This window comes from Actinomyces sp. MRS3W (assembly GCF_032465695.1).
Lineage (GTDB): Bacteria > Actinomycetota > Actinomycetes > Actinomycetales > Actinomycetaceae > Actinomyces.
On record NZ_JAWDJJ010000145.1, the window covers coordinates 1 to 7,432 of the forward strand.

7 protein-coding genes are annotated in these 7,432 nt (G+C 68.1%); 4 read left to right on the forward strand and 3 right to left on the reverse strand.

The genetic code is table 11. From position 1 onward, the window contains the following. Positions 1-87: 87 nt before the first annotated feature. Positions 88-705 carry a phosphoribosyltransferase gene (locus RWX45_RS05165; protein ID WP_316022699.1) on the reverse strand — a complete coding sequence of 206 codons (618 nt, stop codon included), beginning with the start codon at positions 703-705 and terminating at the stop codon, positions 88-90. 234 nt (positions 706-939) lie between these two features. On the opposite strand from RWX45_RS05165, the gene RWX45_RS05170 reads away from it, so the two are divergent. The 3 genes from RWX45_RS05170 (at position 940) to RWX45_RS05180 (ending at position 3,200) form a co-directional block, all read left to right on the forward strand. Further along, the gene (locus tag RWX45_RS05170) at positions 940-2,091 is read left to right on the forward strand and encodes an NADH-dependent flavin oxidoreductase (protein ID WP_316022700.1); all 1,152 of its coding nucleotides are present in this window, start codon (positions 940-942) and stop codon (positions 2,089-2,091) included. 1 nt (position 2,092) lies between these two features. Then, complete coding sequence (locus RWX45_RS05175; protein WP_316022701.1) at positions 2,093-2,962, forward strand: alpha/beta hydrolase; 870 nt, start codon at positions 2,093-2,095, stop codon at positions 2,960-2,962. Between the two features lie 109 nt (positions 2,963-3,071). Next, entirely contained in the window at positions 3,072-3,200 is a 129-nt protein-coding gene (locus tag RWX45_RS05180) for a hypothetical protein (RefSeq protein WP_316022702.1), read from the forward strand. Positions 3,201-3,212: 12 nt separating this feature from the next. Here RWX45_RS05180 and RWX45_RS05185 read toward each other — a convergent pair whose 3' ends face one another. Together RWX45_RS05185 and RWX45_RS05190 are read right to left on the reverse strand one after the other, a co-directional pair. After that, positions 3,213-3,479: a YbdD/YjiX family protein gene (locus tag RWX45_RS05185; protein WP_316022703.1), complete on the reverse strand. Its 267-nt coding sequence runs from the start codon at positions 3,477-3,479 to the stop codon at positions 3,213-3,215. Between the two features lies 1 nt (position 3,480). Then, positions 3,481-5,865: a carbon starvation CstA family protein gene (locus RWX45_RS05190; protein ID WP_316022704.1), complete on the reverse strand. Its 2,385-nt coding sequence runs from the start codon at positions 5,863-5,865 to the stop codon at positions 3,481-3,483. Positions 5,866-6,015: 150 nt separating this feature from the next. Here RWX45_RS05190 and RWX45_RS05195 point away from each other — a divergent pair. Next, on the forward strand, positions 6,016-7,432 hold a 1,417-nt coding region (locus RWX45_RS05195; RefSeq protein WP_316022705.1), incomplete at its 3' end, for an aspartate:alanine exchanger family transporter.

Below are 7,432 nucleotides of genomic sequence, written 5' to 3' on the forward strand. Positions count from 1 at the left end.
GGGCAGGGGTGGGTGGCCGACTCTTCGGGGAACTTGCCAGGGGACATAGTCACGGCGAAAACCGTAGTGGTGGGGACCGTGCGCGGTTCAGTCGCCGGCGCGGGCGTCCAACTGGTCGGTACCCTCCTGGTCGAGAGAGGCGGGGGTAATGACCGGGAGCACGGACCAGGGGAAGTTGATCCACTTGTCGGTCACTCGCCAACAGTAGTCCGGCTCGAAGATGCTGTGCGGCTTGCGGTAGATGACGGCGCTGCGCGCATCGACCGCCACCGTCTCGCCACCCAGATCCAGTCCCTGATGTTGCAGCAGCTCCATGACCATCTTCAGGGTCTTGCCGGAGTCGGCGACGTCGTCGACCACCAGCACCTTCTTACCTGGAAGGTCGGAGGCGTCCATGAGCGGGGGCAGCACCACCGGTTCCTCCAGGGTCTGACCCACGCCGGTGTAGAACTCGACGTTGACCGCGCCCATCGCCTTAATGCCGATCGCATAGCCGATGGCGCCGGCGGGGATGAGGCCGCCACGGGCGATTGCAATGATGAGGTCCGGCACCCAGCCCGAAGCGACGATCTGCGCGGACAGTTCGCGTTCGGCACGGCCGAACAACTCCCAGGTCAGCTCTTCGCGGTCGGGGGCGGCATCCGAGGTGGCGCCGTCGTCGAAGGGGGTGAGGGTGGTCTGGGCGGTGCTGCGCGCGTCGGTCACCCTCCGAATCGTAGCGGGCGGCGCGGCCCGTGGGCGTCGCAATGCATCGGTCAGCCCCTCCGTGGCTCCGGCGCGGCGGCCCAGGGGCGTGTTAGATGCCTCCGGGTCACACGTATGGAACTGACGTGATCGGGAAGACGGCTGCGGCAGGGATCATGTGCGGATCCCGGTGGGTTGTAGGGGGCAAGCCCGGCCGACCATAGCCGGGACTCACCCCGAAGAGAGGCATCCGCGATGAGTGAGATGAACCCGAAGTACGCGCCGCTATTCGCACCCCTAGAACTCAACAATGGTGTGACACTCAAGAACCGTCTGGTTGTGGCGCCGCTGACGATCTATGACTCGGGCGCCGACGGCGAGTTGACCGACGCCGCCCGCCGCTTCTGGAACGACCGCTTCGAGGGCTTCTCCCTGTTCATCGTGCCGTTCACCAATGTGGCACCGGGCGGCATCGGCTTCGAGTCGCCCAACGCATTCGATTCCCGGCACCTGGCCACGCTCAAGGAGTACGCCGACATCGCCCACGCCCAGGGCGCGCTCGCCGTCGTCCAGCTGGCCCACTCCGGACTGCACGCACGCAGGGAGATGACCCAGGGCCACGACGTCGTCTCCCCCACCACCGCGCCCTTCGCCGGTTCGCGCGGCATGACGGAGGCGGAGGTGCGCGGGCTCATCGACGCCTACGCCCGCGCCGCTGAGCTGAGCCTTGAGGCCGGCTTGGACGGCGTGGAGATTCACGGCGCCAACGGCTGGTTGGTGCAGCAGTTCTTCTCCGGCAACACCAACCTGCGCACCGATGACTGGGGCGGCTCGCGTGAGAAGCGGATGGCGCTGCCGCTGGCGATTGTCGACGCCGTCGACGCTGTGCGCCGCAAGCACGATCGGCTCGACTTTATCCTCGGCTACCGCTTCTCCCCAGAGGAGCCCGGCGAGCGTGGCCTGACCATGGAGGACACCTTCGCGCTTGTGGACGCACTGGCGGACAAGCCGCTGCAGTACCTGCACGTGTCCCTGTGGGACTTCTACAAGAAGGCGCGCCGCGGTGCGGACACGTCCTTGACCCGCATGCAACTGCTGCATGAGCGCATCGGCGGGCGGCTGCCGCTGATCGGGGTCGGCAACCTGTACACGGCCGACGACATGATCCACGCCTGGAACACCGGTTGGGCAGAGCTACTGGCCATCGGCAAGAGCGTCCTACTCAACCCGCACCTGGTCGAGCTGATCCGCACCGGACGCGAGGACGAGATCGAGACGACCTTCGACTGGGACAAGGCCGACAGCTACCGCTACACGCAGGCCATGCTGGACGGCACCCGGATGGGCACCGACTTTTACCCGCGCTCCAAGCAGTTCAGCCCCCGCTACCGCAGCGAGGACTACTGAGATGCCGGGGCCTGACCGCCCGCGCGCACTGACGGTAACCACCCGGCGCGGCAGCGTGCTGGACGGCGCCCTGTTCCCGGCGCGGGCCGCGGACACGGTGGTCATCGCTATCACCGGCATCCACGGCAACTTCTACTCCAACCCCTTCTACGTCACCTTCGGGCGTACCCTCAACCGGGCCGGCATCGACTTCGTATACGCCCAGACCAACGACGCCTTCAATGAAATCCCCGGCACCAATGCGGTGACGGGGCAGGAGGAGGTCATTGGCTCGTGGAACGAGGACTTCGCCTTTACCGACGAGGACCTCGGGGCGTGGCTGGACTACGCCGAGGCAGTCGGCTATCGGAGGATCATCCTGGCCGGGCACTCGCTGGGCGCCAACAAGGTCATCTACTACCTGGCGCGCCATCACGATGCGCGGGTGGAGCACTTCCTCCTGCTCAGCCCCGCCAACCTGCGCCACCTGACCAACCAGGTCACGGCGCAGGAGCGGGCAGTGGTGCGGGACTACATCGCTCGCGGTCTGGGGGAGCAGCGGCTGCCCTTCCCGCTCATGGGGTGGGTGCCCTGCCGTGCCGAAACCGCCCGGCAGTGGCTGTGCGACAACATCTTGGACAACGTGCACGTGGAGGCCGACGCCGACTTCAGCCAGGTGGCCGCCATGCGGCACACCGGCGCCATGCTCATCGGCACCTACGACCGGTTCACCTACGGCGACCCGGCCGGTTTCCTGGCGACGATCAACGATCACACCGCCGATCCGGACGCCAACGAACTGGTGCTGATCCAGGGCACCGGTCACACCTATCAGGGCAAGGACCAGGAAGTAGCGGACGCGATCGTGCGCCTGGTGCGCGCCTGGGCCTGAGCGGCGCGGCTGTAGACACGGTTCATCCCGAATCTGAGCTTCCTGTCATCTTGCCGTCGTCGCCCGGCCCTGGGGAGCCCTCGTCGCTCAGGCGGTTCTCGACCTGCTCGTGGAGGACGGTCGGGTCATCGCGCGTGAAGCCGACAGACGGATCATCACCCCCGAGCTGCGAGTGCGCCGCGCCGTCATCCAGGACCCGAGCGGCCTCGGGACCGACGCCCTCGGGACCGATGCCTGAGCGTGGGGCGGGTCAGCAGCAGCCGGTGCTCACGTTGCGCTCGTCGAAGTCGGCGCGGGCCCGCCACCACTGGCTCGCACTCATGGGCGCATGGTCGGGGTGCTCGCGCCGATGCCGTTCGACGTAGCGGTCGTAGGCTGATTCGCCGGTGAAGTCGCGCCACAACTCGAGCGCGCGGGCCAGACCGGCGCGCAGGCGGGGCAGTCGCTGAGCCGCGGAAGTGCTCGATGGCCCGGCGGCTACGCCCCGCCCCGCGGCGATCATTGATGCCCCTGTCACCTCAGCGGTCCGCATTGGCCGCGCCGCCCGGGTCGGCGGAGCCTCCGGGGATGAGTGCCGGGTCGCCGACGAGCGCATACTCCCTGACGAGCTTCTTCTCCAGCGAGGTGGCGAACAGATGCTCGGGGGCGTAGAAGTTCGACTCCTGATACGGGTCCTCCGACGTCGTCGTATCACCCGCGCGCACCGCCCGGACCATGGTGATGGCGGCGCACACCATGACGAAGGCCACCAGCACGAGGAATACCACCGACAGCGTGCCCTGGATCATGGTGTTGCGAATAATGGCTCGTTGCACGCTGATCGCCTCGGCGTCGGTGAGCGTGGGCAGCAGCGCCCGCGCATCACGCCACTGCTGGAAGTAGCCGACCTGCGGATCGGTGGAGAAAATCTTCTGCCACGACGCCGTGAAGGTGACGGCCGTATCGAAGGCCAGCGGGATCGCCGGGATCCACGCGTACTTGAGGCGGCCTTTGCGTACCGTCATGACCAGGCACAGCAGCAGGGCGATGGCCGCGATGAGCTGGTTGGCGATGCCGAACAGCGGGTAGAGGGTCTGGATGCCGCCGCGCGGGTCGGTCACGCCCATGAGCAGCAGCGAGCCCCAGGCCGCCACGACGACGCCGGTGGTCGCCCACGCGCCCACGTGCCAGGACGGGTCACGGAACTTCGGCCAGATATTGCCCAGGGCGTCGCCGAGCTGGAAGCGCGCCACACGCGTGACGGCGTCGACGGCGGAGAGGATGAACAGCGCCTCGAACATGATGGCGAAGTGGTACCAGAAGCCCATCATCGTCCGGCCGCCGCCGATCTGGTGGAGGATGTGCGACATGCCCACGCTCAGGGTGGGGGCGCCGCCGGTGCGGGAGATGATGCTCGGCTCGCCGACGTCGGAGGCGACCTGCTCCAGGGCCTCGGCGCCCGTGTACGTCTGCGGAGTGCCGTCCTCGTCCCAGGAGTCCCACACCGGCACCAGCGAGTCCCCGTGGGCGTCGGTGACGTCGAGGTTGGCGACGGCCTGGGCCGCCACCTCCTCGCGGTTGGAGGCCGTGGCGACGACGTCGTCGCCGGCGAGTGCGTTCATGGTGGCGGCGGAGGTGTTCATGGAGAAGTAGATGCCCGGGCTCAGCGAGACCGCCGCCGCCAGGGCCATGATGGCGACGAAGGACTCCATGAGCATGCCGGCGTAGCCGATCATGCGGACCTGGCTCTCCTTCTGGATCATCTTCGGGCTGGTGCCGGAGGACACGGTGGCGTGCATGCCGGACAGGGCGCCGCAGGCGATCGTGATGAACAGGAAGGGGAAGAGCTTGCCGGCGAACACGGGGCCGTCGGTGTTGAGGGCGAACTCGGAGACGGCCGCCATCTCCACCACGGGGCGCACGATGATGATGCCAGCGGCCAGAACCGCGATGGTGCCGACCTTCATGAAGGTGGACAGGTAGTCGCGCGGGGTGAGCAGCACCCACACGGGCAGAACGGCGGCGAGGAAGCCGTAGACGATCATGCACCACACCAGGGTGGTGGGCGACAGGTGCAGGTACTGGCCGAAGGAGGACTCCGCGACCCAGCGCCCAGCGATGATGACGCCGATGAGGACGGTGAAGCCGACGATGGAGACCTGGGTGATACGGCCCGGCTGGACGAAACGCAGCCACAGGCCCATGCAGACGGCGATCGGAATAGTGCAGCCGACGGAGAAGACACCCCAGGGGGACTCGGCGAGCGCGTTGACGCACACCATGGCCAGCACCGCCAGCACGATCATGAGCATGACCAGGACGACGACGGTGGCCACGGTGCCGCCGACCCGGCCGATCTCGTCGGTCGCCATCTGCCCCAGGGAGCGGCCGCCGCGGCGCATGGAGAAGAACAGCACCAGCATGTCCTGGACCGCACCGGCGACGATGACGCCGAGGATGATCCACAGCGTCCCCGGCAGGTAGCCCATCTGGGCGGCCAGCACAGGACCGACCAGGGGGCCCGCGCCGGCGATGGCGGCGAAGTGGTGGCCGTATAGGACGACGCGGTGGGTCGGGTCGAAGTCGCGGCCGTTGTTGATGCGTTCGGCAGGGGTGGCGTTGGTGTCATCGGGACGCATGATGGTGCGCTGGATGTACAGCGCGTAGAAGCGGTAGCCGATGGCGTAGGTGCAGATGGCGGTGACCACGAACCAGATGGTGTTGACGTTCTCGCCGCGTGCGACGGCGAGCATCCACCAGCCCAGCACACCCAGGGCGGTAATGACGACCCACAGGGCGATCTTCTTCGGCGTCCACTTGGTGTGCGGCTTGATACCCACGGGCACGCCTTGGCGGTTGCGGATAATGAGGCGCTCTTCCTCGGGGGTGTAGGTGGGCAGGGCAGGGGCGATAGCGGTTTCCATGCGGATTCTCATCATTGAGTCGGGACGGGCGAACAGCGGACCAGGGAGGGCTCGCACCGCCGCAGCATAGTGCCGGCGCAGTTTGGCGACAATAGCCGTCACCATCGGCCCTTCAAGGATCCTCGGATTCTCTCCCGCTAGCCTGAGCACGTGTCAGACCTGCTCGCCTCCACCGTGGACGTCCTCGCGGGCGCCCCGATACTGACCGTCTTCCTCGTCATTGGCGTGGGTACCGCCGTCGGGCAGATTCCCTTCGGGCCGATTCGTTTCGGCGCGGCCGGGGCGCTGTTCGTCGGACTCGCCGTCGGTGCCCTGGACCCGCGGCTCGGGGAGAACCTCACGCTGCTGCGCAGCCTCGGGTTGGGGCTGTTCTGCTACACCGTCGGCATTGGTGCGGGCAGCACCTTCTTCCGCAACCTGCGCCGCCAGCTGCCCATCATGGCCCTGTGCGTGGTCGCGCTCGTCGTCGCCGGTGGTGCCGGGGCCCTGTACTCGGGCCTGACCGGCATCAGCCCGGCCATGGACGCCGGCGCCTATGCGGGGGCCCTGACCAGCCCCGTCCTGGACTCCGCGATCGAGGCCGCCGGCAACCAGGAGCCCGCCGTCGGCTATGCCCTGGCCTACCCCGTCGGCGTGGCCGTGGCGATCCTCATCGTCGCCCTGGTCATCAACCGTGACTGGCCGGGGCGCCGCGACCCCCGGCCGGCTTCTGCCGACGGACTGAGCGCCACCAGCGTCTTCCTGCTGCGCCGCGTGTTCTTAAGTGAACTGGAGGCCTTCCGGCGCAACCGCATCCGCATCTCCTACCTGGAGCGCGACGGTAACACCCGCGTCGTCTCCCCCAACGAAGAGCTGCTGCCAGGAGACAAGGTGGTGATCGTGGGCGCCCCGGCGGCCCTCGAGGACGCCATCCATGAACTCGGCACCGGCTACGACCGCTGCCTGGCCAAGGACCGCACCGTCGTCGACTACCGGCGCCTGACCGTCTCCTCCACCCGCGTGGCCGGACGCACCATCGGCGAGCTCGACATGCATGGCCGCTTCCAGGGCGTCATCACCCGGGTGCGCCGCGGCGACCTCGACCTGCTCGCCAACGACGATCTCGTCCTCGAACTCGGCGACCGGGTGCTGGCCGTGGTTCCCTCCGGGGACCTGGAGCGGGCGGCCGACTACTTCGGCGACTCGGAGAAGTCCATCGCCCAGATCGACGCCTTCTCCGTCGGCGTGGGCATGGCGCTCGGCGTGCTCGCCGGGCTCGTCGCCATCCCGCTGCCCGGCGGCGTGACGCTGCGGCTGGGCGTGGCCGCGGGACCGCTCGTGGTCGGCATGGTGTTGGGGCGCCTGGGCCGCACCGGCCCGTTCATTTGGCAGTTGCCGCACGCCGCCAACGCCACTATCCGTCAGCTGGGACTGCTGTTCTTCCTCGCCGCGATCGGGCTGGCCTCCGGGCAGGATTTTGCCGCCTCCGCCTTCTCGACGACGGGGCTGGCGGTGGGCGGACTCGCCGCACTCATTGTGGCGGTCAACGCGGTGGTGCTGCTTGTCGGCGCCCGCTGGGCCGGGCTGA